Consider the following 22,417-nt stretch of genomic DNA (forward strand, 5'->3'; position numbering starts at 1 on the left):
GCGCCCAAGGAAAGCAATGAAAGTCCTATTTCTGGTGCAGAAGGAACAGCGGGCGATTCTCGACCGCCTGTACGACGGCGTCGCGGCCAACTGCGAGTGCGACCTGCGTTGGCTGACCAGCGAAGACCAGCGCAACCTGCGACGCTATTTCAAGCGTGAAGTGCAGGTCGAGCGTTATGACCGCATCGTATTCTTCCTGCGCTTCAAGCAGGAAATCCGCCAGGTGGCCTTCATCCGCACCGTGCCGAACCTGGTCATCCTCGAGCACGACGCCTACCAGAACTACATCCCGTGCAAGTACACCGGCAAGTTCAGCGCCCACTACCGCCAGTTGCCATGGGCACGGGTGATCAGCTCTGGCTACATGGTCAGCGAGCGCTTGCGCCAGGAAGGTTTCGATGCGGTGTTCGTGCCCAAGGGCTATGACGAGCAGTTGCTAACCGACCAAGGACGTGAGCGCGACATCGAACTGGCCTTCGTCGGCAGTGTCAACAGCGTGGCCTACAGCGGTCGCAAGGCGCTGCTGGACGAGTTGGGGCAGGTCGAGAACCTGCTGGTAACCCGCACCAAGTCGGGTGAAGACTATTGCAACACGCTCAACCGTATTCGTTTTTTCGTCAGTGCCGACGTCGGCATGGGCGAATACATGATCAAGAACTTCGAGGCCATGGCTTGCGGCTGTGTGTTGCTGGCGTACGACCAGGGCGAGGAAGAAAACCGCGCATTGGGCCTGCAGGACATGCACAACGTGGTGTTCTATGACAACATCCCGACCCTTCAGGAAAAGCTCCGCCGTTTGCGAGCAGACCCTGAACTGGCCCGGCAGATTGCAGAAAATGGCCGCCATCTGGCGGTTTCCCGTTTCAGTTTCGCCGCAGTTGGACGTAGCATCGTCGACCACATGCGCCCGGCGCTCAGGCCCCACCCGCCGTTGTCTGCTTGGCAGCGGCTGCGCCTGAAGCTGGGCATCTAAACGAGCGCTTTCGCGCCCAGGAGCGGGTGTCGAAAGCCGATAGTCGCAATGCGGAGGGAGTCCGGTGCGCTTTTCAGAAGAAAGTGATGTCACGCTCGTCGTGACCAGTTGTGGGCGGTTCGATCTGCTCAAAGACACCCTTGAGAGTTTCGATCGCTACAACACCGCGCCCATTCGCGAAGTGTTCATCACCGAAGACTCCGGTGACGATGCCGTGCATGGCGCTGTGCCGGAGCACTGGAAACCGCACTGCAAGGTGTTCGTCAACCGGCCCAAGCTCGGCCAGTTGCCGTCTATCGACCTGGCCTACAGCCACGTCAAGACGCCGTACATCTTCCACTGCGAAGACGACTGGCATTTCTACCGCCAGGGCTTTGTCGAAGACTCGCGGGCCATCCTGGCTGTCAGCCCCGACGTGTTGCAGGTGTGGCTGCGCAGCCATGCCCACGACCTGGCGGTCCACAGCCCGTACATCCACCTGGGCGATCGCCAGATCATCGCCGGTGTGCCGTGCTATCCGCTGTTGTCCGACAAGGCAGAATGGCAGGCGTTTTCGCTCAACCCTGGCCTGCGTCGATTGAGCGATTACCAGCGCTGTGCACCATTTGCCGCCTATGCTGGAGAGAAGGCGCTTTCCCGGCGCTACGCTGAGTTAAATCTGACAGCGGTCACCTTGGAGGGTGATGCAGTATTGCACACTGGATTTGGCAATCACGTGACCTTGCCCATTGAAGTGGAGCGCAAGGCCAAGCGTCGTCAACGTGATCGGATCAAACTGGCATTGACGCTGGTGACAGGTGCCTTGATCGGCATGGGTATCACCCTTTTTGTTCAATGAAGTCGCTGTCCCACCTGACATGAGCGGGAGAGGGCCCATGAACATCGTCAATATGATGTGGGCGGGTGGAACGCCGTACATGTCCATCCACAAGGTGCATCGGCAGGTGCTTTCGCACGCCGGTACCGATGCGCGGATCAGTAACTGGTTGCTGCTGGGTAGCGGGCTGTGCTGTGGGGTCGGTTCGACACGTGAGTGGCACATGCCACCACGTGCGCTGAAAGGGCGGCACCTGTGGCGGCTGCTGCGGCCGTGGTTGCGCATGCGTTTGCGCAAGGCGCTGACCGAGGCCAAGGCAGAAATCGTGCTGCTCGACGGTATTGGTGTCGCGCGGCTGGTGCTGCCGCTGCTGCAGACCATCCCCCAGGTGCGGGCCAAGGTGCTGTTCCATGGCAAGACGCGCCTGAACAGCAGCGATGTTCGCCTTTTGCGTATGTTCCCGGCCGAGCGCCTTAGCATCGCGGCCGTGTCGCATACGTTGGCTGAATCGCTGGAGCATGACCTGGGCAGGCCGGTGCAGACCCTGCGCATGGCGCTCGACCCGCTGGCATTCGTCGAACCGTTGCTAAGCCGGGACCAGGCCAGGCAGGCACTGCAGTTGCCTCAGGCCGACGGGGTGATGCTGGGTGCGGTAGGGCGGTTGGTAGAGAGCAAAGGCTTCGAAATGCTGATCGAGGCATTCGCCAAGGCCCATGCAAGGCAACCTGGCCTGCAGCTGGCGATCATTGGTGAGGGGCCGCAGCATGCCGCGCTGCAGGAGCGTATCGATGCGCTCGGCCTGGCTGGGCGCGTTCATCTGCGCGGTCACCGCGAAGACCTGCAGCAGCTGTATCGGGCATTCGACTGGCTGTTGGTGCCTTCGCGTTCCGAGGGCCTGGGGCTGGTGGTACAAGAGGCAGTGATGGCCGGTGTACCGGTAGTGTGCAGTGACCTGCAGGTGTTCCGCGAGCAGTTGCGCGACACCGGGGGCTACCTGCCCATAGCCGACGAGGGCGCCTGGGCTGAGGCGATCGAGCGTTGTACAGCCCTCAGCGCCCCGGCGGTAGCTGCGCAGCAGCGCCAGGCGCTGGCACCGGAGCAAGCCTGGCAGGCCTTCTGCACCGGCTCACAGAGCCTGTTGCGCAACTGACGCTCAGTGCGCCAGCAGGGCTGCCTCGAAGGCGGCGAGCGGGAACCGGTCGCCCAGGTTCTCCCGCTCGATATAGCGCACCATGTGCTGCACATTGCGACGAATCATGCGTGCCGACAGCGGCGGGCGCAGGAAGCGCATGTCGGCCACATCGATCAGGCCCAGGTGCTGGTCAGGGGTAACCACCACATTGCCCAGGTGCAACGAGCGGAAGTACACGCCGCTGCGGTGCAGTTGGCGTACCAGCTGGATCAGTTGCGGCAGGTAGGTGTCCCAGCTGAAGCCTTCATCGCGCGACATTTGCAGCAAGGTGCGCCCGGGTAGCGGGCGATACAGCACGGCAGTGCGGCCTGGCTGGTCGAGCTTGTGCTGGCTGATCACTTCGAGGGTGGGGATACCCAATTGCGCCAGGCGCGCGGCGTTATCGACGAAGCGCTGCGAGTAGGGGCGTAGCAGTGCAGATGAAATCAGCCGCTTCCTACGAAAAACCTTGAGGAAATTACCATCCGCGAGCAGGTAGACTTTGGCGCCATGGCTATCTGCCTCAAGCACCTGTGCGCCTTGTGTCAGCTGATCGAAGTCGACCTGGGTGAGCCGGGAGCATTGCATGAATAGAGCCTTGTCGTCTGGCGAGCAAAATGACCGGCAATAATGCCGAAAATAATGCTGTAGCACCATGGAAGGTGTCTTTGATTCATCGGGGGAAATGGATGTTGTATCAAAAAACCTGGGCGCGGGCCTGGTTGGGCTTGGGCCTGGTCTGGTTCCTGGCGGCGATTGCCTTGGCACCGAGCAACAAGATTTATCAGCAAGGCCTGGTGTTGTTCCTGTGGCTGCCGACGTTGGTGCTGGCGTGGTCCGCCCGCGAGGTGCTGGTGCAAGCCTGGAGGCGTCAGCCGGCGTTGTGGATAAGTTTGCTGCTGCTGTTGGCCTGGAGTGGCCTGAGCCTGGCCTGGTCGCCCGCTGAGGACTCGGGGCGCGAGATCAAGCGCCTGCTCTACATTCTGGTGTTCCTGCTGGCGTTTCCGCTGCTGGCCCAGCTTGGCCTGGCGAGGATTCGCCAGCTTTTGATGCTCGGTAGCGGCCTGCTGGCCATTGCTGCACTGGTCTCGATCGCCAACTTCTATGGTTTGCAGGGTGAGTCGTTGTTGGCTCGCCTGGCCGGCATTGGCGAGATATCACATCCTATTCTGGGTGCTTATGTCGTTGGCTCGGCCGTTCTTTTCCTGCTTTATGAGCCACCGCGGCAGCGTGGCCTGCAGCTGTTGTGGCTGTTGGCACTGGCTTGCCTGGGGGCGTTTGCCATGCTCAGCCAGAGCCGTGGCGCGCTCCTGGCCCTGGTGCTCACCGTCATCATGGCGCCATTGTGGTTCCGTGACCGCCACAGCCGGGTGTTCTCCATGCTGGCAGTCGTTGCAACCGGCCTTGCTCTGTACGCGGTATATGACCTGATCGCCCAGCGCGGCTCATCCTACCGGCCGGAAATTTTCCATGCCGTGGTCGACATGATTGCCGCACACCCCTGGACCGGCTTGGGCCTGGGGGCTGCCTACGACGTCAGTGCGGTGGGCATGCACTTCGACCACACCCACAACATGTTTACCCACGTCGCCGTGGAGATGGGCCTGCCTGGCATGCTGCTCTGGGCTATGGTGTGGTTGCTCACACTGGGCGAAATCATCCGTGCGCGCGGCACCCTGTTCGGCAAGATCCTGCTGGGCTTCTGGGTATACTCGACCTTGGCCATGCAGTTCGATGCCGCCAGCCTCACCGGTACGCCGCGTGCCGAATGGTTCATCAGCTGGTTGCCTGTGGGTCTTGCCATGATGCTGCCATGGGGGCGTGCCGAAAATGACGCCTGTGGTAAAATTTCCGGTTCAACCTGAACAGCGAGCTCGATAATGGCCGAAACACCGCGACCGGCGGAGCCCACCTCCAGCCTGAAGATCTACTTCCGGCTGTTGGGCTATGTGAAACCCTATGTCGGCATTTTCCTGCTGAGCATTGTCGGTTTCGTGATCTTTGCCTCGACCCAGCCGATGCTGGCAGGCATTCTCAAATACTTTGTCGACGGGCTGAGCAACCCCGAAGCGGTGTTGTTCCCCAACGTCCCCTACCTGCGCGACCTGCAATTGCTGCAGGCGGTGCCGTTGTTGATCATCCTGATCGCTGCGTGGCAGGGCCTGGGGTCGTTCCTTGGCAACTATTTCCTGGCAAAGGTCTCTCTGTGCCTGGTGCACGACCTGCGCGTGGAGTTGTTCAACAAGCTGCTGGTACTGCCCAACCGCTACTTCGACAACCACAACTCCGGGCACCTGATTTCGCGTATCACCTTCAACGTGACCATGGTTACCGGTGCTGCCACCGATGCAATCAAGGTGGTCATCCGTGAAGGCCTGACCGTGGTGTTCCTGTTTGCCTACCTGCTGTGGATGAACTGGCACCTGACCTTGGTCATGGTTGCCATCCTGCCGGTGATTGCCGTGATGGTCAGTGTCGCCAGCAAGAAATTCCGCAAGCAGAGCAAGAAGATCCAGGTGGCCATGGGCGACGTCACCCACGTCGCCTCGGAGACCATCCAGGGTTACCGCGTGGTGCGCAGTTTCGGCGGCGAGGCCTACGAGGAGCAGCGTTTCAGCAAGGCCAGCCAGAGCAACACTGACAAGCAGCTGCGCATGACCAAGACCGGCTCGCTGTACACGCCGATGCTGCAACTGGTGATCTACAGCGCCATGGCCGCGCTGATGTTCCTGGTGCTGTTCCTGCGTGGTGAGTCCACCGCCGGTGACCTGGTGGCCTACATCACCGCCGCCGGCCTGCTGCCCAAGCCGATTCGCCAGTTGTCGGAAGTCAGCTCGACCATCCAGAAGGGCCTGGCAGGTGCAGAAAGCATCTTCGAGCAACTGGACGAAGAGCCTGAACTGGACACCGGTACTGTCGAAAAGGAGCGTGTGGAAGGCCGCCTGGAAGTACGCAACCTGAGCTTCACCTACCCGGGTACCGAGCGTGAAGTGCTGAGCGACATCAGCTTTGTCGCCGAGCCTGGGCAGATGATCGCCCTGGTTGGCCGCTCTGGCAGTGGCAAGTCGACCCTGGCGGCGCTGATCCCGCGTTTCTATCACCACGACCAGGGGCAGATCCTGCTCGATGGCGTGGAGATCGAGAACTACCGCCTGCGCAACCTGCGCCGCCACGTTTCGCAGGTGACCCAGCACGTCACCCTGTTCAACGACACGGTGGCCAACAACATCGCCTATGGCGACCTGGCGGGTGCCCCGCGCGCAGACATCGAAGCCGCAGCGGCCGATGCCTACGCCAAGGAGTTCGTCGACCGCTTGCCGAAGGGTTTCGATACCGACGTGGGTGAAAACGGCGTGCTGCTCTCCGGCGGTCAGCGCCAGCGCCTGGCGATTGCCCGGGCACTGCTGAAAAACGCGCCGCTGTTGATTCTCGACGAGGCCACCTCGGCCCTGGATACCGAATCCGAGCGGCACATCCAGGCTGCCTTGGACCATGTGATGCAAGGCCGTACCACGCTGGTAATCGCCCACCGCCTGTCGACCATCGAGAAGGCCGACCAGATCCTGGTCATGGACCAGGGTCGTCTGGTAGAGCGCGGCACCCATGCCGAACTGCTCGCGGCTAATGGCCATTATGCCCGCCTGCACGCCATGGGCCTGGATGAGCCGGTCAAGGCCGATATCACCTGAGTCCTCCCTGATCGGGGCCGTAACGGCCCCGATTGTCACGGGAATTTTCCGGGGACGATCTGGCCATAAAGCCGTCGACTACCCTGTGCTAATATCCTGCCCCTGTTCATTATTTTCATATGGGTTGCCCATGAAGTTGTCCATGCCGCGTTTCGATCAAGCCCCGGTACTGGTGGTCGGCGATGTCATGCTCGACCGCTACTGGCATGGCGGTACTTCGCGTATCTCGCCTGAAGCGCCAGTCCCGGTGGTCAAGGTCGATCAGATCGAGGATCGCCCCGGCGGCGCGGCCAACGTTGCCTTGAACATCGCCGCTCTGGGCGCACCGGCTTCGTTGATCGGCGTTACCGGCCAGGACGAGGCTGCCGACAGCCTGGCCAACAGCCTGCAGGCTGCGGGTGTGCGGTCGGTGTTCCAGCGCATCGCGCACCAGCCGACCATCGTCAAGCTGCGGGTCATGAGCCGGCACCAGCAGCTGCTGCGTATCGATTTCGAAGAGCCGTTCGCCACTGACCCGCTGTCGCTGGGGGCCGAAGTCGACAGCCTGCTCGAAGGCGTCAAGGTGCTGGTCTTGTCGGACTACGGCAAGGGCGCACTGAAAAATCACCAAAGCCTGATCCAGGCCGCGCGGGCCAAGGGCATTCCGGTACTGGCCGACCCCAAGGGCAAGGATTTTTCCATCTACCGTGGCGCCAGCCTGATTACCCCGAACCTCAGCGAGTTCGAAACCATCGTTGGCCGTTGCGCCGATGAGGCCGAACTGGTCGCCAAAGGCTTGCAGCTGCTGAAGGAGCTGGACCTGGGTGCTGTGCTGGTAACCCGTGGCGAGCACGGCATGACCCTGCTGCGCATTGGCCAGCCGGCGCTGCACCTACCGGCGCGGGCGCGTGAAGTGTTCGATGTGACCGGTGCCGGCGATACCGTCATCTCCACCCTCGCAGCGGCCATTGCGGCTGGCGAGGACCTGCCCCACGCGGTGGCCCTGGCTAACCTGGCCGCAGGCATCGTGGTCGGCAAGCTGGGTACCGCTGCCATCAGCGCCCCCGAGCTGCGCCGGGCGATCCAGCGTGAGGAAGGCTCCGAGCGCGGTGTGCTGGGCCTGGAGCAACTGCTGCTGGCCATCGATGATGCACGGGCGCACAAAGAGAAGATCGTCTTCACCAATGGCTGCTTCGACATCCTGCATGCCGGGCATGTCACCTACCTGGAGCAGGCGCGGGCCCAGGGCGATCGCCTGATCGTCGCGGTCAACGACGACGCTTCGGTCAGCCGCTTGAAAGGGCCGGGCCGGCCGATCAACAGCGTCGATCGGCGTATGGCCGTACTGGCCGGGCTGGGTGCAGTGGACTGGGTGATCAGCTTCCCGGAAGGCACCCCGGAAAACCTGCTGAGCCAGGTCAAGCCGGATGTGCTGGTCAAGGGTGGTGACTATGGCATCGACCAAGTGGTGGGCGCTGATATCGTCAAGGCCTATGGCGGCACCGTGAAGGTGCTGGGCCTGGTCGAGAACAGCTCGACCACCGCGATTGTCGAAAAGATTCGCAAGAACTGATACCGCTGGGGCCGCTTTGCGGCCCAATCGCCGGCAAGCCAGCTCCCACAGGTACAGCGCAAGCCTTGAGAATTGCACAGGCCTTGTGGGAGCTGGCTTGCCGGCGATTGGCTGCGCAGCAGCCCCAGGTATTCACTTGTGAAGTGAGGTGCGGGCCCGCGCCAGCAGCGCGCGGGCCTTGTCGCCAAACCGCTGCAGGTGCGATGCCCGCGCCGGTTTGCTCTCCACCAACCCCTGCTGCTTCACCCAGTCCTTCCAGCGCACCCGCTCGTCGGTCACCACCCAGCCTTCCTGCCGGGCGAAACTTTCAGCCAGGTACAGCCCGCGTGTGCTCGCCGGCACCAGCTCGTCCTTCTTCAGCGTGTACAGCTCCGCCAGTGGCTGGCCGTCCTTCAACGGCATCAGGTACAGGTCTGGCCGTTTACGGTTGAGTCGCGCGACCAGTTGGTCGCCCTCCAGCCGCTCATCGACGTGGAACAGGCTGAGTTTCTTGGCTTCCCGGGGCACTTGCAGGCGCATGTCGTAGATCAGCTGCAGCGAGGCGGTGGGCAAGTGCACATAGGCCCGCGGCCGTTCCAGTAACATCAGCTTGCCGCAGTGCACGGGCCGCGCGGCGCCGGACTCTGGGGCAAGCACGAAGTGTGGCGTTTCGCGGTAGTGCAGGGCGGCGGCGTAGGGCACGGGCAGCCAGGTGTCGTTGAAGCGCCCGCCCAGCCAGCCTTCCGGGGTTTCCAGCAGGCATTCCTCGGCCACCTCCTGAACAGCCGTGTGCAAAGGCAGGTTCAGCTCCTGTGCGGGTACATAGCCAGAAATCAGTTTTAGTACTACATCGCCCCGGTCTTGCCGACGCTGACGTACCAACACCCAGTAATCGCGGTTTTGCCAATGCAGAGTAAGCCGCACCGACACACCCAGGTTGGCCAGTTCGACCACGAAACGCTGCGTATCGGGCAGCTGGATGGCCTTGCGCCGCTGTTGGGTTTGGGCAAAGTTCAGCGGCATGCCGATGCTCTGGTAGATCAGGCCTTCGGGCGTGGCTTCTACATGCAGTGGCAGTGTCTTGAAGTTGCTCGGGTTCTTGCGGATCAGCGTTCGCGCCACGAGGCTCCTCCTTGCGTCGGGTCATTCTCCTGGCCCGTGGGCCAGGGGCAACTCAGTGCTGGCCCAGGATACGGGCGACAGTGGCCACGTTGTGGGCCAGGTGCAGCGGATTGATGGTGCCGACGATAGCACTGCTGACGCCCGGATGGGCGAACAGCAGCTCGAAGCTTGCCTGCACCGGGTCAACGCCCGGGGCCAGGCAGATATGCCCGCTGGCCAAAGCCTTCTTTACCAGGATGGCCTTGCCGTGTTCGGCAGCGTAGTCCAGCAGCGGGCGTTCTGCCTGTTCGTTGAGGTTATAGGTGACCATGGCACAGTCGCCTTGCTCCAGCGCTTTCAGGCCGCCGGCCACGGTCTTGCCGGACAGGCCAAAGCCGAGAATCTTGCCCTCCTGCTTGAGCTCGGCCAAGGTCTGGTAGACCTCCTGCTGTTCGAGGATCGCCAGGTCGTTGCCGTCGGAATGCACCAGCACCAGTTCGATGCGGTCGGTTTCCAGGCGGCGCAGGCTGCGCTCCACCGAACGGCGGGTGTGGGCGGCACTGAAGTCGAAGTGCGACAGGCCGTTGTCGAATTCTTCGCCGACCTTGCTGACGATCACCCATTCATCGCGTTGGCCGCGCAGCAGCGGGCCCAGGCGTTCTTCGCTGCGGCCGTAGGCGGGGGCAGTGTCGATCAGGTTGATGCCCAGTTCGCGAGCCTGCGCCAGCAGCATGCGGGCTTCGTCATCGCCGGGGATGGTGAAGCCGGTGGGGTATTTCACACCCTGGTCGCGGCCCAGCTTGACCGTGCCCAAACCCAGCGGTGAAACCTTGAAACCGGTGCTGCCCAGCGGGCGGTGGAAGTCGTGCAGGGTTGGCAGGGTCATGGCAGCAGTTGCTCCCAGGCCGGTACACCCAGCGGTGGGCGTGGCAGGCCGGCCAGGTCGGCTTGTGCTTGCGGGCGGATGCCGTCGCGCTCCAGGTGGGCGATGACCCGGTCGCTGAAGTCCGGTGCCAGCGCCAGCTTGGTCGGCCAGCCGACCATCAAGCGTTGCTGGTCGGCGAGGAATGCGTTGTCCGGGCGTACCAGGCCCGATTGTGCGGGTTCTGCACGGTCGACCCGCAGGGTAGCCCAGCGCACCAGGCTCTGGTCGACCCAGGGCAGCAGGTTGGCGATTTCCTTCTGCGCCGCAGCAATCTGTGCTGCAGGATCGCGCGCCACGCCATCGGCTTCGGCCAGGTCCCCGCCGAGGTACCACACCCACTGGCCATCGGCTGCCGGGTGGGTGGTCACCGTAACGCGCGGCTTGGGCCCGCCACCGAGGCAGTGGGCGTACAACGGCTTGAGGTTCGGGCCCTTGGCCATGACCATGTGCAGGGGGCGTGTCTGCATTGCGGGCTGGTGCAAGCCGAGGGTGTGCAGCAGGTCTTCGGTGCCGGCACCTGCACTCAATACAACGCGCTGGGCACGGATTTCGCGGCCGTCGACGCGCAGACCGACCAGTTCGTCGCCTTCGCTCAGCGGTTCGATGTGTTCGCCTGCCAGCAGGCTGTCACCCGCCAGTTCGGCCAGGTTGGCCAACAGGCTGGGCACGTCGATGACCAACTCGGCCAAGCGATACACCTTGCCCTTGAAGGCGCGGTCCTGCAGTGCAGGCGGCAGTTGCTCGCCCTTGACCTGTTCGACACGGGTGCGCACGGCCTTGCTGGCGAAGAAGCTTGTGAGGTTGCCGGCCAGGGTGCCTGGCGACCACAGGTAGTGGGCATCGGACAGCAGGCGGGTACGCCCGAGGTCGAGTTCGCCGTCGCCCGCCAGGGCCTCGCGCCAGCGGCGTGGCATGTCGGCGATGGCTTCCGAGGCGCCGGTCAGGGCGCCGTGCAGGGCGTACTTGGTGCCGCCGTGGATGATGCCCTGGGACTTGATGGTCTGCTCGCCGCCAAGGCTGGCGCGTTCCACCAGCACTGTCGAGTAGCCCTGGCGGCGCAGGCGGGCATTGAGCCAGAGGCCTGCGACCCCGGCGCCGACGATCAGCACGTCAGTGGAAATGGCAGATGGCATGGCGGTACCTCGAAGACTGGGACAGCTGGCAAGTATACAGCCTATACCTGTGAGGGCCCTATCGCCGGCAAGCCAGCTCCCACAGGGGTAGTGGAAGTTGCAGGCTGTGCACTACACCTGTGGGAGCTGGCTTGCCGGCGATAGGGCCCTCAGAGGTTGACTCAATGCCCCGCCGTCTTTGAGAACAGCTGAATCACCACCACCCCACCCACGATCATGGCCATGCCCAGCATCGCCGGCACATCCAGCTTCTGCCCGTAAATCACCAGCGCCGCCACACTGATCAGCACAATCCCCAGCCCCGACCAGATTGCATAGGCGATCCCCACCGGAATGCTGCGCACCACCAGGGTCAGCATCCAGAACGCGATGCCATAGCCGACCACCATCAGCAGCAGTGGCAGTGGCGTGCTCAGGCCTTTCACCGCTTTCATGGAGGCAGTGGCGATAACTTCGGCGCAGATGGCAATGGCGAGATAGGTGTAGGCATTCATGGCAGGATCCTCCGGTAACTGGTCGGGCATTCTAGACCTTGCCCAGATGCGGTAAAGTCATTACCTATCAGATATGGGGATAGGTTGATGGCTGAGCAATGGAACCTGGAGCAGCTGCGAATTTTTCTGCGCGTCGCCGAATTGCGCTCCTTTTCTGCCGTTGCCCGCGAACAACGCAAGGCTCAATCGGCCATCAGCAATGCCATCGCCCTGCTGGAGGCAGACCTGGGCGTCACCTTGTTCGAGCGCAGCAGCGGCCGGCAACCGAAGCTGACCGAAAATGGCAGTGCGCTACTGGAAGATGCCCGCGAACTGTTGCGTCAGTGCGAACACCTGGATGGTCGTGCCCTGGCCCTGATGCGCGGGCAGGAGGCCTTGCTGCGTGTGGCCCAGGACGAGGCCATGCCGTATCAGCCGGTGATCGACAGCCTCGACGAACTGGCCAGCCGTTACCCGTTCCTGGAGGTGCAGCTGGCCAGCGGTGCCCAGGGCGATGTGGCGCGCAAACTGGTGGAGCGGCGCGCCGATCTGGGCCTGTTCTTCCACCACGAAAGTATCCCGGCCTCGCTGGAGCGGCGGGCGCTGGGCAGTGTGGAGATGGTTACGGTATGCGCTGTCGGCCATCCACTGGCCGGCGAAGGCCGGGTCACCCGGCAACAACTGGCGCGTCACCGGCAATTACTTATCACCCCACAGCAAAGCGGTTACCCCGGCGGCGAGGCGATCAGCCCGCAGGTATGGCGTGCCGACAGCTTCTACGCCATGGCTGAACTGCTGATGCGCGGCCTGGGCTGGGCCTGGCTGCCGCGGCATGTGGTGCAGTACCCGACCTACCAGGCGCACATGGTCGAGCTGGACAGCGAGTGGCGCCCGCCGGCCTTGGTGGCGGAACTGGCCTGGCGCCGTGATGAGCCCCTGGGCCCGGCCGCGCAGTGGCTTGCCGAGCGCTTTGCAGTGCACCTGCGCGCGATCGGGTAAACTTCGCCTCCATGAATAGAACACTCTATACCTTGCTGTTTCACCTGGGCCTGCCGCTGGTTGCGCTGCGCCTGTACCTGCGCGCACGCAAGGCGCCTGCCTATGGGCAACGCATTGGCGAGCGCTTTGCCTGCAAACTGCCGGCAATGCGCCAGGGCGGCATCTGGGTACATGCGGTGTCGGTGGGCGAAAGCATTGCGGCAGCGCCCATGGTTCGCGCCTTGCTCAAGGCCTATCCCGAGCTGCCGGTCACGCTTACCTGCATGACGCCGACCGGTTCCGAACGCATTCGCGCCATGTTCGCCGACGAACCCCGCGTGCAGCATTGCTACCTGCCCTACGACCTGCCATGGGCCGCCGGGCGTTTTCTCGACCATGTGCAGCCGAAGCTGGGCATCATCATGGAAACCGAGCTGTGGCCCAACCACATCCACCAGTGTGCCAAACGCGGCATTCCGGTAGCGCTGGCCAACGCGCGATTGTCCGAGCGCTCGGCACGCGGCTACGGGCGCTTTGCCAAGCTGACACGCCCGATGCTGGCGGAAATGAACCTGATCGCCGTGCAGACCGAAACCGAGGCGCAACGCTTCCGTGCCCTGGGCGCGCGCCCTGAGTGCGTGCAGGTCACCGGCTCGATCAAGTTCGACCTGAAGATCGATGAGCAATTGCTACCGCGTGCCAGGGCATTGCGTGAGCAGTGGGGCGCCGAACAGCGCCCGGTGTGGATTGCCGCCAGTACCCATGACGGTGAGGATGCGCTGATTCTGCAGGCTCATCGGCAGTTGTTGCAGGTGCATGGCGATGCCTTGCTGATCCTGGTGCCGCGGCACCCAGAGCGGTTTGCTGCGGTGCATGCGCTGTGCAGCGAGCAATTCACCACCGTGCGCCGTTCTGCTGCAGCGCCGGTCGATGCGCAAACCCGCGTGTTGCTGGGCGACACCATGGGTGAGTTGCTGTTCCTCTATGCGCTGGCCGATATTGCCTTTGTCGGCGGTAGCCTGGTGCCGACCGGTGGGCACAACCCGTTGGAGCCGGCGGCGCTGGCGTTGCCGGTGCTCATGGGGCCGCATGTGTTCAACTTCCTTGAAATCAGCGCGATGTTGCGTGAGGCGGGGGCGTTGCAGCAGGTGGACGATGCCGACGGGCTGGCCGGGGCGGTGCGGCGGCTGGTCGAGTTGCCGCAGGATGCGCAGCGCATGGGCGAGGCGGGCAGGGCGGTGATGCAGGCCAATCAGGGCGCGTTGCAGCGCTTGCTCGATGGCCTGGGTGCGCTTATCCGCTGACTTTTGCTTTGGTTTTCCTGGCCTCATCGCCGGCAAGCCAGCTCCCACAGGTACTGCACAAGGCTTGAGGCCAGTGAGGAACCTGTGGGAGCTGGCCTCAAGCCTTGTGCAGCCCCTGTGGGAGCTGGCTTGCCGGCGATGAGGCCATCAAAAGCAACCCGGTCTGTGAGCAATACACCCCTGTTTCAAGGGCGGCGCTCAAAGTTCTTGGCCGCTGCTGCAGCCAGGTCTGGCGGCAGGAAGTCCTTGTCCGGGTTGTAGTCCGGTTTCAGGTAGCGCTTGAGGTCCTGCAGGTCTTGCGGGCTGAGGGTGCCGGCCGCCTGCTTCAGGCTCAGGTTGTCGAGGATGTAGTCATAGCGGCTGTTGTTGTAGTCGCGCACCGAAGTGTACAGCTGGCGCTGGGCATCGAGCACGTCGACGATGTTGCGGGTACCCACCTGGTAGCCGATTTCAGTAGCTTCCAGCGCGCTCTGGTTGGAGATGATCGACTGCTTGCGTGCTTGCACCTGTTCCACATCGGTGTTCACCGCGCGGTGCAGGTTGCGGGTGTTTTCCACCACCTGGCGGCGCAGGCTTTCGCGCTGTTGCTCGCTCTGGCTCAGGCGCTGGTAGGCCTCGCGTACCTGCGAGCTGGTCAGGCCGCCGCTGTAGATCGGGATGTTCAGCTGCAGGCCAACGCTGGTCTGTTCGACATCGCCGCTGTAGCGCACGCCCAGTTGCGAAGGGTTGGTAAAGCCGAGGTTGTCGTTGTCACCCTTCTGGTACTTGGCCACTGCATCCAGGGTCGGCGCATGGCCGGCCTTGCGCTGGCGCAGGGTCTCTTCGGCGGCGGAAACCGCATAGTTGGTGGCCAGCAGGTTGAGGTTCTGGCGGCCGGCGGTTTCGACCCAGGCCTTGGCGTCGTTTGGCGTGGGTACCTGCACCGGCAGGGTATGCACCACGCCTTGGATCGAGGTGTATTCACGGTTGGTCAGGGTAACCAGCGCTTCAAAGGCATCCTGCACCTGGCGCTCGGCGATGATCCGGTTGGCACGGGCCGTGTCATAGCTGGCCTGGGATTGCAGCACGTCGGTCTTGTCCGACAGGCCCACATCGAAGCGTTCGTTGGACTGGTCCAGCTGGCGTTTGAACGCGGCTTCCTCGGCCTTGGTGGCGGCCAGGTTGTCCTGCGCGCGCAGCACGGCAAAGTAGTTTTGCGCGGTTTGCAGGATCAGGTTCTGTTCAGTGGCCGACAGCTCCAGCGCTGCCTGTTCGTTGGCCGCTTCAGCTGCCTGCAGCTGGAACCAGCGATCAGCGCGGAAGATTGGCTGGGCCAGGGTCGCGCTCCATGAGTTGCCGCTACGGTTGGAGGTGATGGAAGGCTCGTCCAGCTTGGTGCGGGTGTTCAGCATCTCGGCATCGGCCGAGAGGTTTGGCAGCAACCCGGCGCGGGCCTGCGGCACCACTTCGCGGCGGGCGCCATAATCGGCACGTGCCGCAGCCAGGTCGGCGTTGTTGTCTACCGCTTCCTGATAAACGCTGACCAAATCGGTTTTGACTGTCGAGGGCACGTCCACTGCCCAGGCCACTCCGTTGGACGCACAAGACACGGCTATCGCCAGTGAGAGTTTGCGCAGCATAGAGGCAATCCTTGTACGAAATTTAATTACTGAACTGTTGAGTATCGAGTGACGGGCCAGTGTAGTGCCATGCGCCCCTGGCAACAATCGCCCGGTGTGCCTTTCATCATCCGCGCATTTACCCGCTTGGCTTTGCCGACCACTCCAGTCTAGACTGCGCATGTTCTTGTCGGGGTGCCTTGAAGCAAAGGCTGAGATCGCAGAGGTGCGGATCCCGTTGAACCTGATCAGGTTAGCGCCTGCGTAGGGAACAAGATTGCTCGCCTTCCCGGGGAGCCTCTTGTGCCAGGTCCGGGAATGTCGCAGCTGCATGCAGCTTCAGGCACCCCCATATCCGGCACTGCACTCGTCCATGGGTGCGTCCGCGCTTTTCAGGTTCTCCCCGACATTCCACTGCTAGGAAGCCGTCTGGAGAGCCTGTGATGACCAAACAAGAAAAAGCGATCAACCTCAGCGAATCGGCACAAGTCGATCAGCAGTCCGTGCAACCGTTCCCGCGCTCGCGCAAGATCTATGTCGAAGGCTCGCGCCCGGACATCCGCGTGCCCATGCGTGAAATCAGCCTGGACGATACCCCGACCGATTTCGGCGGCGAGACCAACGCGCCGGTACTGGTTTACGACACGTCCGGCCCGTACACCGACCCCGACGTCATCATCGACGTGCGCAAGGGCCTGGCCGACGTGCGTTCGGCGTGGATCGAGGCGCGCGGTGACACCGAGCGCCTGGGCGGGCTTAGCTCCGACTTTGGCCAGCAGCGCCTGAACGATGCCGAACTGGCCAAGTTGCGTTTCGCCCACGTGCGCAACCCGCGCCGTGCCAAGGCCGGCGCCAACGTCTCGCAGATGCACTATGCCCGCCAAGGCATCATCACCGCCGAGATGGAATATGTCGCCATCCGCGAAAACATGAAGCTGCAAGAAGCCCGCGCCGCTGGCCTGCTGAACGAGCAGCACGCCGGCCACAGCTTCGGTGCCAACATCCCGAAAGAAATCACCCCCGAATTCGTCCGCCAGGAAATCGCCCGTGGCCGCGCGATCATTCCGGCCAACATCAACCACCCGGAAGTCGAGCCGATGATCATCGGCCGCAACTTCCTGGTGAAGATCAACGGCAACATCGGCAACAGTGCCCTAGGGTCCTCGATCGAGGAAGAGGTGGCCAAGCTGACCTGGGGCATTCGCTGGGGCTCGGACACGGTCATGGACCTGTCCACCGGCAAGCACATTCATGAAACCCGCGAGTGGATCATCCGCAACTCGCCGGTGCCGATCGGTACCGTGCCGATCTACCAGGCCCTGGAAAAGGTCAACGGCGTGGCCGAAGACCTGACTTGGGAGCTGTTCCGCGACACCCTGATCGAGCAGGCCGAGCAGGGCGTGGACTACTTCACCATCCATGCCGGTGTGCTGCTGCGCTATGTGCCGCTGACCGCCAAGCGCGTCACCGGCATCGTCAGCCGCGGTGGCTCGATCATGGCCAAGTGGTGCCTGGCGCACCACAAGGAAAACTTCCTGTACACGCACTTCGACGAAATCTGCGAAATCATGAAGGCCTACGACGTCAGCTTCTCGCTGGGTGACGGCCTGCGCCCCGGCTCCATCGCCGATGCCAACGACGCCGCGCAGTTCGGTGAGCTGGAAACCCTCGGCGAGCTGACCAAGATTGCCTGGAAGCACGACGTGCAGTGCATGATCGAAGGCCCGGGCCACGTGCCGATGCAGTTGATCAAGGAGAACATGGACAAGCAGCTGGAGTGCTGCGACGAGGCGCCGTTCTACACCCTCGGCCCGCTGACCACCGACATTGCACCGGGCTACGACCACATCACCTCGGGCATTGGTGCGGCGATGATCGGCTGGTTCGGTTGCGCCATGCTCTGCTACGTCACGCCCAAGGAACACCTGGGCCTGCCGAACAAGGACGACGTCAAGACCGGCATCATCACCTACAAGATCGCCGCCCACGCTGCCGACCTTGCCAAGGGCCACCCGGGCGCGCAGATTCGCGACAACGCCCTGTCCAAGGCACGCTTCGAGTTCCGTTGGGAAGACCAGTTCAACCTCGGCCTGGACCCGGACACCGCCCGTGCCTTCCACGACGAGACCCTGCCGAAGGAGTCGGCCAAGGTGGCGCACTTCTGCTCGATGTGCGGGCCGAAGTTCTGCTCGATGAAAATCACCCAGGAAGTGCGTGAGTACGCTGCCAAAATCGAGGCCGTGGATGTAACGGTCGAGCAAGGCATGCGCGAGCAGGCCGAGCGGTTCCGCCAGGAAGGCAGCCAGCTGTACCAGAAAGTCTGACTGCATAGCTGCCCCCTGTAGGAGCGGCCTTGTGTCGCGATGGCCCGCAAAGCGGCCCCGGCATTATCAGCGGTGAAGCTGAAACCGGGGGCCGCTTTGCGGCCCATCGCGACACAAGGCCGCTCCTACAACGACCGCGTACATCCATATTCCTCTGCCGAGCGCCAGCAAGCATGACCACCCCCAGCCGATTCTCCCCCGACCACCCTGTCCCCACCCACCAGCGTATCTTCGGCGCCCGCGACCTGTTCTCGCTGTGGTTCTCCCTCGGCATCGGCCTGATGGTGCTGCAAGTCGGCGCGATGCTGGCCCCAGGCCTTGGCCTTGCCGGCGCGGTGCTGGCCATCGCCCTGGGCACCGGGGTCGGGGTGCTGTTGTTGGGCGCCGCTGGCGTCATCGGCAGCGACACCGGCCTGTCCGCCATGGGCACCCTGAAACTCAGCCTGGGCAGCCATGGCGCGCGCTTGCCGGCTGTGCTCAACCTGCTGCAACTGGTGGGTTGGGGCGCCTTCGAGATCATCGTCATGCGCGATGCCGCCAGCCTGCTGGGCGCGCGGGCGTTCGGCGATGACAGTGCCTGGAACAGCCCGATGCTCTGGACCCTGTGTTTCGGTGCCCTGGCCACCCTGCTGGCCGTCAGCGGGCCCCTGGCTTTCGTGCGCAAGGTGCTGCGCGCCTGGGGTATCTGGGTGTTGCTGGGCGCTTGCCTGTGGCTGACCTGGAACCTGTTCGCCAAGGCCGACCTGGCTGAACTGTGGGGCCGCGCCGGTGACGGTTCGATGTCGCTGGCCGTGGGCTTCGACATCGTCATCGCCATGCCGCTGTCCTGGCTGCCGCTGATCGCCGACTATTCGCGCTTCGCCCGCAACGGCAAGCATGTGTTCGGCGGCACGGTCATTGGCTATTTCATCGGCAACACCTGGCTGATGAGCCTGGGCGTGGCCTACACCCTGGCCTTCGCTGCCAGTGGCGAGGTCAATGCCCTGCTGCTGGCCCTGGCCGGCGCCGGGATGGGCATTCCGTTGCTGCTCATTCTGCTGGACGAGTCGGAAAAGGCCTTCGCCGACATCCACTCGGCAGCGGTTTCCACCGGCGTGCTGGTGCCTGTGAAGGTCGAGCACCTGGCGCTGGCCATCGGCGTGCTGTGCACCCTGATCGCCCTGCTGGCACCACTGGCCCAGTACGAGAACTTCCTGCTGCTGATCGGGTCGGTGTTCGCACCGCTGTTCGGCGTGGTGCTGATGGACCACTACGTGATCCGTCGTCGTCGCCTGCCGGCGCAGGTGGGTGGCTTGCACTGGCAGGCACTGGTGGCCTGGTTTGCGGGGGTGGTGGCCTATCACCTGATTGCCGCCAACGCCCCGGAGCTGGGGGCTACCCTGCCAGCACTGCTGCTGGCAGGTGTACTGCATGGGTTACTGAGCCTTAGCCGCGGCCGGGAAACAGCTCAGGCTTGAGTACGCCATTCAGGCGCGGGTAGGGGATTTTCAGCTCCACGTGGCCCATGGAATAGGGCGCGATGGCGTAGACCTCGTACTTGACCACTAACGCGCCGTACGTCAGGGCGATGTGCGGCGACTTCTTGAATGGCCAGGTCTTGACGAACTCGGCGTCCTTGTCCATGCCCACGCTCATCAGCCAGGCGCGGTGCGACTCCTCGACGGTTTTCCAGAAGGTGTCCTCCTGGCCTGGCACCAGCATGTCCTGCAGGGTCAGCACCTTGTCCAGCTTGCGCGAGTAGTTGATGAAGCCGCGCCCGGGCATGCCATGGGCGCCACCGCTGTCCAGGTAGCTGGATAACTCGATGATCACCAGCCCGTCATGCTGCTCGCGTACCTTGGCTTGCAGATAACTGCTGTTACGTTTGTCGGCACTGGCCAGGTATTGCTGTTCGTAGGCCTGCAAGGTGCTTGGCGCGGTGCCATGCTGATTGTCTTCGGTCAGTTGCAGCAGGCGTTTTTCGACGATGCCGTCGAGCTTGGGCAGGGCCGGGAAGTGGACCATGTCGATGTTCACCAGCGGGCAGTCACTTTCGCTGCAGCCGGGTTTGACATGCTCCCAGGCGTCGCGCTTGACCTCGAGCGGGGCCCGGTAGTTGGGCGTGAACAGGCTCTGGCAGGCGCCCAGAGCGAGTGCCAGCACGGCCACGGAAGTCAGTTTGACAAGTGTCATGATGATCCTTGCAGAACAGGGAAAAGTCGGCCTTTGACCGTCTGCGCGGCCTTCAGTTCGCCACTAAGCTAACAGAGTGAAGACGCGCTGTCCCGAGTGTGCGAACGGTTGCTGGAAAGGGGTGAAACGGGCAAGCGTGCAGAGTAGGATGGCGCGATGCGGTAATTGAGGTAACGAGGATTTCCATGTCAGACACGTTGAATTCGGTGCCCAAGGCGGTCGAGATCGTCAAGCGGGCCAATTGCTTCCAGGGCTTCTACAAGCTCGACAAGGTGCACCTGCGCCACGAGCTGTTTGCTGGTGGCATGGGCCGCGAGATCAGCCGCGAACTGTTTGTGCGCCACGATGCGGTGTGTGTGCTGCCTTACGACCCGTTGCGCGATGAAGTGGTGCTGATCGAGCAGTTCCGTGTCGGCGCGCTGGACAAGGTCGCCAACCCCTGGCTGATCGAGATGGTCGCCGGGCTGATCGACAAGGATGAGCAACCCGAGGAAGTCGCCCATCGCGAAGCCGAGGAAGAAGCCGGCCTGACGTTCAGCGCCCTGTGGCCGATGACCCGCTACTTCCCGTCGCCCGGCGGCAGTGACGAATACGTGCACCTGTTCCTTGGCCGTTGCAGCAGCGAGGGCGCGGGCGGGCTGCATGGCCTGGAAGAAGAGGGCGAAGACATCCGCGTGCGCGTGTGGTCGTTCGAGGATGCCTTGCAGGCGGTGCGCGACGGGCGCATCTGCAATGCGGCGACTATCATCGGCTTGCAATGGCTGGCGCTGAACCGTGACGAAGTAAGAGGTATGTGGAAGTGAACCTGCTGCGCGAGCGCTATCGAGTCGACCTGGTCGGGCTGCAGGCCGCCTGCGAGGCCAACTACGCCCGGCTGATGCGCCTGTTGCCCGACATGCGCACCACCCAGAGCTCGCGCCGCATCGGCATGACCCAGGGCGACCAGATGCTTGGCGTGCTGGTGCTGGACGTGGTGTTGGCCTGCCCGTACACCACCACCTTGCATGTGCGTCAGGAGCACAGCTTGCCGTGGCTGCCGGTGCCGCACCTGGAAGTGCAGGTGTACCATGATGCACGCATGGCCGAAGTGGTCAGTGCCGAACACACCCGCCGCCTGCGCAGTATCTACCCGTATCCGAACGAGGCCATGCACCAGCCGGACGAAAAGGCCCAGCTCAACCTGTTCCTCGGTGAGTGGCTGAGCCACTGCCTGGCTTGTGGCCACGAACTGGCAAGCGTTCGCTGACATGTACCCAGACAACACGCGCCCTGTTCATGTGGTGCAACTGACCGACGCCCATCTTTTCGCCGACCCGGCCGGCAGCATGCTGGGGCTCAATACCCGTGACAGCCTGCGCCATGTGGTGGCCCAGGTGCGGCGCGAGCAGCCGCTTGTCGATTTGCTGTTGTGCACGGGTGATCTGTCCCAGGACGCCAGCGTTGCCTCTTATCAAGCGTTCCGGGATCTGACTGCGCCGTTTGCCGTGCCCACTCGCTGGTTGCCGGGCAACCATGACGAGGCCCGGGTCATGGCCGAAGTGGCCCCGGAGCTTGTGCAGGCGGTAACCGATATTGGCGCCTGGCGTATTGTCATGCTCGACACGGCGGTGCATGGGGCGACACACGGTCTGCTGGAGCGTGACCAGCTGGCAGTGCTGGAAGCCGCCTTGAAAGAGGCGGGCGAGCGGCATTGCCTGGTGTGTTTCCACCATCAGCCGGTGGACATCGGCTGCGCCTGGATCGCGCCGATCGGCTTGCGCAATGCCCAGGCCCTGTTCGACATCGTCGGGGCTTATCCACAGGTGCGGGCGTTGCTGTGGGGGCATGTGCATCAGGAATGGGATGAGCTGCGCGAGGGCCGGCGCCTGCTGGCTACGCCCTCGACCTGTATTCAGTTCGCGGCCGGCAGCGAAGACTTCAAGGTGAGCGAGGAGCAGCCCGGGTACCGCTGGTTGCGCCTGCACGCCGACGGGCGGTTGGAAACCGGGGTGGAGCGGGCCACGGACTTTGAGGTGAAACTCGACTTCGATAGCCCAGGTTATTGAAGAATCCGGGGCCGCTGCGCGCCCCATCGCCGGCAAGCCAGCTCCCACACCGACCGCATCGGCTTCAAGCCATGTGTGGTATCTGTGAGGGCCGGCAAGCCAGCTCCCACACCGACCGCATCGGCTTCAAGCCATGTGTGGTATCTGTGAGGGCCGGCAGGCCAGGTCCCATACAGACCGAAT

Annotated in this window: 20 protein-coding genes and 1 riboswitch; of the genes, 13 read left to right on the forward strand and 7 right to left on the reverse strand. The window is 63.2% G+C overall.

Annotated elements, in window-relative coordinates:
* The first annotated feature begins 16 nt into the window (after window positions 1-16).
* The 3 genes from N805_RS24630 to N805_RS24640 all read left to right on the forward strand — a co-directional run bounded on the left by N805_RS24630 (window position 17) and on the right by N805_RS24640 (window position 2,940).
* Window positions 17-973: a glycosyltransferase gene (locus N805_RS24630; protein ID WP_019472402.1), complete on the forward strand. Its 957-nt coding sequence runs from the start codon at window positions 17-19 to the stop codon at window positions 971-973.
* 64 nt (window positions 974-1,037) lie between these two features.
* Entirely contained in the window at window positions 1,038-1,811 is a 774-nt protein-coding gene (locus tag N805_RS24635) for a glycosyltransferase family 2 protein (protein WP_019472401.1), read from the forward strand.
* A gap of 37 nt (window positions 1,812-1,848) precedes the next feature.
* Complete coding sequence (locus N805_RS24640) at window positions 1,849-2,940, forward strand: glycosyltransferase (RefSeq protein WP_019472400.1); 1,092 nt, start codon at window positions 1,849-1,851, stop codon at window positions 2,938-2,940.
* Window positions 2,941-2,943: 3 nt separating this feature from the next.
* Here the strand turns inward: N805_RS24640 and N805_RS24645 are convergent, their stop codons facing one another.
* A complete protein-coding gene (locus N805_RS24645) occupies window positions 2,944-3,549 on the reverse strand; it encodes a hypothetical protein (protein ID WP_019472399.1) in 606 nt (201 codons plus the stop codon).
* Window positions 3,550-3,650: 101 nt separating this feature from the next.
* Between N805_RS24645 and N805_RS24650 the strand changes: the two genes are divergently transcribed.
* The 3 genes from N805_RS24650 to hldE all read left to right on the forward strand — a co-directional run bounded on the left by N805_RS24650 (window position 3,651) and on the right by hldE (window position 8,202).
* Complete coding sequence (locus N805_RS24650) at window positions 3,651-4,826, forward strand: O-antigen ligase family protein (RefSeq protein WP_019472398.1); 1,176 nt, start codon at window positions 3,651-3,653, stop codon at window positions 4,824-4,826.
* Between the two features lie 15 nt (window positions 4,827-4,841).
* Window positions 4,842-6,650 (forward strand): lipid A export permease/ATP-binding protein MsbA, encoded by a 1,809-nt coding sequence (msbA, locus tag N805_RS24655; RefSeq protein ID WP_019472397.1) that lies wholly within the window; start codon window positions 4,842-4,844, stop codon window positions 6,648-6,650.
* A 130-nt stretch (window positions 6,651-6,780) separates the two neighbouring features.
* On the forward strand, window positions 6,781-8,202 hold the full coding sequence (gene hldE / locus N805_RS24660; RefSeq protein WP_019472396.1) for a bifunctional D-glycero-beta-D-manno-heptose-7-phosphate kinase/D-glycero-beta-D-manno-heptose 1-phosphate adenylyltransferase HldE: 1,422 nt from the start codon (window positions 6,781-6,783) through the stop codon (window positions 8,200-8,202).
* Between the two features lie 132 nt (window positions 8,203-8,334).
* Here the strand turns inward: hldE and N805_RS24665 are convergent, their stop codons facing one another.
* The 4 genes from N805_RS24665 to N805_RS24680 all read right to left on the reverse strand — a co-directional run bounded on the left by N805_RS24665 (window position 8,335) and on the right by N805_RS24680 (window position 11,834).
* Window positions 8,335-9,303 carry a hypothetical protein gene (locus N805_RS24665; protein ID WP_019473534.1) on the reverse strand — a complete coding sequence of 323 codons (969 nt, stop codon included), beginning with the start codon at window positions 9,301-9,303 and terminating at the stop codon, window positions 8,335-8,337.
* 52 nt (window positions 9,304-9,355) lie between these two features.
* Window positions 9,356-10,168: an aldo/keto reductase gene (locus tag N805_RS24670; RefSeq protein WP_019473533.1), complete on the reverse strand. Its 813-nt coding sequence runs from the start codon at window positions 10,166-10,168 to the stop codon at window positions 9,356-9,358.
* The gene (locus tag N805_RS24675) at window positions 10,165-11,340 is read right to left on the reverse strand and encodes an NAD(P)/FAD-dependent oxidoreductase (protein WP_019473532.1); all 1,176 of its coding nucleotides are present in this window, start codon (window positions 11,338-11,340) and stop codon (window positions 10,165-10,167) included. Before N805_RS24675 ends, N805_RS24670 begins: the two co-directional genes overlap by 4 nt.
* A 161-nt stretch (window positions 11,341-11,501) precedes the next feature.
* Window positions 11,502-11,834 (reverse strand): DMT family transporter, encoded by a 333-nt coding sequence (locus N805_RS24680; RefSeq protein WP_008095055.1) that lies wholly within the window; start codon window positions 11,832-11,834, stop codon window positions 11,502-11,504.
* 87 nt (window positions 11,835-11,921) lie between these two features.
* On the opposite strand from N805_RS24680, the gene N805_RS24685 reads away from it, so the two are divergent.
* Complete coding sequence (locus N805_RS24685; protein ID WP_019473530.1) at window positions 11,922-12,812, forward strand: LysR family transcriptional regulator; 891 nt, start codon at window positions 11,922-11,924, stop codon at window positions 12,810-12,812.
* Window positions 12,813-12,823: 11 nt separating this feature from the next.
* On the forward strand, window positions 12,824-14,095 hold the full coding sequence (waaA, locus tag N805_RS24690) for a lipid IV(A) 3-deoxy-D-manno-octulosonic acid transferase (RefSeq protein WP_019473529.1): 1,272 nt from the start codon (window positions 12,824-12,826) through the stop codon (window positions 14,093-14,095).
* 185 nt (window positions 14,096-14,280) lie between these two features.
* On the opposite strand, the gene N805_RS24695 is transcribed toward waaA, so the two are convergent.
* On the reverse strand, window positions 14,281-15,714 hold the full coding sequence (locus tag N805_RS24695; RefSeq protein ID WP_019472534.1) for a TolC family outer membrane protein: 1,434 nt from the start codon (window positions 15,712-15,714) through the stop codon (window positions 14,281-14,283).
* 160 nt (window positions 15,715-15,874) lie between these two features.
* Window positions 15,875-15,981, forward strand: a riboswitch (TPP riboswitch).
* 155 nt (window positions 15,982-16,136) lie between these two features.
* Between N805_RS24695 and thiC the strand changes: the two genes are divergently transcribed.
* Window positions 16,137-18,017, forward strand: a complete 1,881-nt coding sequence (gene thiC / locus N805_RS24700) for a phosphomethylpyrimidine synthase ThiC (protein ID WP_016501909.1) — start codon at window positions 16,137-16,139, stop codon at window positions 18,015-18,017.
* Between the two features lie 173 nt (window positions 18,018-18,190).
* Entirely contained in the window at window positions 18,191-19,474 is a 1,284-nt protein-coding gene (cytX, locus tag N805_RS24705) for a putative hydroxymethylpyrimidine transporter CytX (RefSeq protein WP_019472535.1), read from the forward strand.
* On the opposite strand, the gene N805_RS24710 is transcribed toward cytX, so the two are convergent.
* The gene (locus N805_RS24710; RefSeq protein WP_019472536.1) at window positions 19,443-20,189 is read right to left on the reverse strand and encodes an RsiV family protein; all 747 of its coding nucleotides are present in this window, start codon (window positions 20,187-20,189) and stop codon (window positions 19,443-19,445) included. The two genes, cytX and N805_RS24710, sit on opposite strands and share 32 nt — an antisense overlap.
* 185 nt (window positions 20,190-20,374) lie before the next feature.
* Between N805_RS24710 and N805_RS24715 the strand changes: the two genes are divergently transcribed.
* Genes N805_RS24715 through cpdA form a run of 3 tightly spaced genes read left to right on the forward strand, consistent with a single transcriptional unit; the run spans window position 20,375 to window position 22,234 of the window.
* Window positions 20,375-20,992, forward strand: coding sequence for an NUDIX domain-containing protein (locus N805_RS24715; RefSeq protein WP_016501906.1), 618 nt, complete (start codon window positions 20,375-20,377; stop codon window positions 20,990-20,992).
* The gene (locus N805_RS24720; RefSeq protein ID WP_016501905.1) at window positions 20,983-21,435 is read left to right on the forward strand and encodes a DUF1249 domain-containing protein; all 453 of its coding nucleotides are present in this window, start codon (window positions 20,983-20,985) and stop codon (window positions 21,433-21,435) included. The genes N805_RS24715 and N805_RS24720 overlap by 10 nt, the downstream gene beginning before the upstream one ends.
* Window position 21,436: 1 nt before the next feature.
* Window positions 21,437-22,234: a 3',5'-cyclic-AMP phosphodiesterase gene (gene cpdA, locus N805_RS24725; RefSeq protein ID WP_019472537.1), complete on the forward strand. Its 798-nt coding sequence runs from the start codon at window positions 21,437-21,439 to the stop codon at window positions 22,232-22,234.
* The last annotated feature ends 183 nt before the right edge of the window (window positions 22,235-22,417 follow it).

This window comes from Pseudomonas putida S13.1.2, from assembly GCF_000498395.2.
GTDB lineage: Bacteria > Pseudomonadota > Gammaproteobacteria > Pseudomonadales > Pseudomonadaceae > Aquipseudomonas > Aquipseudomonas putida_Q.

What these genes read in the sequence shown, in the direction of transcription:
- N805_RS24630 (WP_019472402.1), top strand. Translation starts at nt 17, where the DNA reads ATGAAAGTCCTATTTCTGGTGCAGAAGGAACAGCGGGCGATTCTCGAC.
- N805_RS24640 (WP_019472400.1), top strand. Translation starts at nt 1,849, where the DNA reads ATGAACATCGTCAATATGATGTGGGCGGGTGGAACGCCGTACATGTCC.
- N805_RS24645 (WP_019472399.1), bottom strand. Translation starts at nt 3,549, where the DNA reads ATGCAATGCTCCCGGCTCACCCAGGTCGACTTCGATCAGCTGACACAA.
- N805_RS24650 (WP_019472398.1), top strand. Translation starts at nt 3,651, where the DNA reads ATGTTGTATCAAAAAACCTGGGCGCGGGCCTGGTTGGGCTTGGGCCTG.
- msbA (WP_019472397.1), top strand. Translation starts at nt 4,842, where the DNA reads ATGGCCGAAACACCGCGACCGGCGGAGCCCACCTCCAGCCTGAAGATC.
- hldE (WP_019472396.1), top strand. Translation starts at nt 6,781, where the DNA reads ATGAAGTTGTCCATGCCGCGTTTCGATCAAGCCCCGGTACTGGTGGTC.
- N805_RS24670 (WP_019473533.1), bottom strand. Translation starts at nt 10,168, where the DNA reads ATGACCCTGCCAACCCTGCACGACTTCCACCGCCCGCTGGGCAGCACC.
- N805_RS24675 (WP_019473532.1), bottom strand. Translation starts at nt 11,340, where the DNA reads ATGCCATCTGCCATTTCCACTGACGTGCTGATCGTCGGCGCCGGGGTC.
- N805_RS24680 (WP_008095055.1), bottom strand. Translation starts at nt 11,834, where the DNA reads ATGAATGCCTACACCTATCTCGCCATTGCCATCTGCGCCGAAGTTATC.
- N805_RS24685 (WP_019473530.1), top strand. Translation starts at nt 11,922, where the DNA reads ATGGCTGAGCAATGGAACCTGGAGCAGCTGCGAATTTTTCTGCGCGTC.
- waaA (WP_019473529.1), top strand. Translation starts at nt 12,824, where the DNA reads ATGAATAGAACACTCTATACCTTGCTGTTTCACCTGGGCCTGCCGCTG.
- N805_RS24695 (WP_019472534.1), bottom strand. Translation starts at nt 15,714, where the DNA reads ATGCTGCGCAAACTCTCACTGGCGATAGCCGTGTCTTGTGCGTCCAAC.
- thiC (WP_016501909.1), top strand. Translation starts at nt 16,137, where the DNA reads ATGACCAAACAAGAAAAAGCGATCAACCTCAGCGAATCGGCACAAGTC.
- cytX (WP_019472535.1), top strand. Translation starts at nt 18,191, where the DNA reads ATGACCACCCCCAGCCGATTCTCCCCCGACCACCCTGTCCCCACCCAC.
- N805_RS24710 (WP_019472536.1), bottom strand. Translation starts at nt 20,189, where the DNA reads ATGACACTTGTCAAACTGACTTCCGTGGCCGTGCTGGCACTCGCTCTG.
- N805_RS24715 (WP_016501906.1), top strand. Translation starts at nt 20,375, where the DNA reads ATGTCAGACACGTTGAATTCGGTGCCCAAGGCGGTCGAGATCGTCAAG.
- cpdA (WP_019472537.1), top strand. Translation starts at nt 21,437, where the DNA reads ATGTACCCAGACAACACGCGCCCTGTTCATGTGGTGCAACTGACCGAC.